Genomic DNA, 1,744 nt, shown 5'->3' on the forward strand with positions numbered 1-1,744 from the left:
TAGTTTCGCCGGACTCCTGGCCGATGAGAACAACCTCTTCGCCGGTTTGGATTTCTTCCGCATCTTCTGCGAAAGATTGTAAGGATACCATACACTGGTCCATGCAAATCGTACCGAGTACCGGGACGCGGCGACCGCGTATCAACACTTCGATCTTCCCACTCAGCATGCGGGAGTATCCATCCGCATAGCCGATTGGCAGTGTACCGATCCGTTCTTCACTGGAGGTTACATACCGGGTGCCATAACTAACTCCCCAGCCGGGAGGAAGCGTTTTGGTGTAAACCACCGCCGTCTTCAATGACAATACAGGCAGCAGCTCAATGGCTTGCCGATTAACCTCATCAGACGGATACAGACCGTATATACTGATACCAATCCGCACCATATTGGGGGAAAGAGAAGGGGTATCAATGGTGGCGGCGCTATTGCCCGTATGTATAATGGGAATGGTAATACCTTGTTCCCTTAGCGCTTCCGCCACGCCCCGAAACCGATCATATTGTAGCAGTGTATAGCTTTTGTCTTCTTCATCCGCGCGGGCAAAATGGGTGTACATGCCTTCCAGCAGCACCTGCTCTAATTCGTGAGCCTGCCGGACAAAAGCCATAGCCTCTTCTCCAGGCAGCAAACCCAGTCTTCCCATGCCACTGTCTATTTTGATGTGCACCTTCAGCTTGCGTTCGTTTCCTTGGCGGTCCAGTCTGCGGATACCCTCCAGCACTTCTTCACTGAACACAGTCAATGAGATATCATGCTCCCAAGCCGTTTGTACAGCTTCCGGTGAGGTGTAACCAAGTACTAGAATTGGTAGCTGAACCCCCGCATGACGAAGCTCCAACGCTTCATCCAGAAAAGCGACGCTCAAATAATCCGCACCAAGGCGTTCCAATTCCTTTGAAATTTCCACGGCACCGTGTCCGTAGGCATTAGCCTTGACACAGACCAGTATCAGCTTATCCGCTGGCAATGCCTTGCGAAAAGCTTCATAGTTGGCGCCAAGGTGATCCAGGTTGATTTCGGCCCGGGTCGATCTGTATTGTGCTTGCAAATCCAGTCACCTTCTTCAATTGTTAGCCTGTAACATAACCTTTTACCATTCGGAGTGTGGCAAAGTTCTTGCTTCCAAAGGTTAATGGTAATGTTCAAAAACGTGGCTGTCAATGGCAGGAGACGTTTGCCTGCATCCTCTACAATGAACACGACATACAAGCGGTGCACATCCTAGACCCGAATGAACAAAAGACGGATACGGGCGGCAGCAGAGCATTTTTACACTCTAGACCGTCTGCATCCGTCTATAAAGTTTTATTTACCCGATTGATCCTGTATAGAAGCGGCAATTTGTATCATTTCGCTCACAGGCAGGTCAGCACTGGTGATTCTGAACTCGATTCCGTCATTCATCCAGGTCATCGTCTGCTGTTCGCCTCCGGTCAGAACGGCAAAGCTTCCTCCAATATCAACCAGTTCGCCTGCGGCTAGTGCGACTGCCCGATCTTTGGGACGCGCCTCTACAATGGTATAGTTATACGTTCCACTATACCGCAGCATCACCGCATGTGTACCATTATCCTCCAGCTCCGGCGTATCCTTGATCTGTACTCCGGCTGGCGTGTAGGACGGTTCGATTAAGCCGAACTCACCCATCACAGCTTCTGCCGCATCTGTTCCCGCTGACGTTCCGTTTGCGGCATCCGATGTGCCCGGGGTTTGTTGCTGCGCATCTGCGTTGGCTGCTGCG

Annotated in this window: 2 protein-coding genes; both read right to left on the minus strand. The window is 51.3% G+C overall.

Going from position 1 to position 1,744, the window contains the following annotated elements:
• On the minus strand, positions 1-1,051 hold a 1,051-nt coding region (alr, locus tag GRP75_RS26115), incomplete at its 3' end, for an alanine racemase (protein WP_160790788.1).
• Between the two features lie 257 nt (positions 1,052-1,308).
• A partial coding sequence (locus GRP75_RS26120; protein ID WP_160790789.1) for a DUF4367 domain-containing protein occupies positions 1,309-1,744 on the minus strand: 436 nt, incomplete at its 5' end.

Origin of the sequence: Paenibacillus sp. OT2-17, assembly GCF_009827695.1 — a bacterium.
Classification (GTDB): Bacteria; Bacillota; Bacilli; order Paenibacillales; family Paenibacillaceae; genus Paenibacillus; species Paenibacillus polymyxa_B.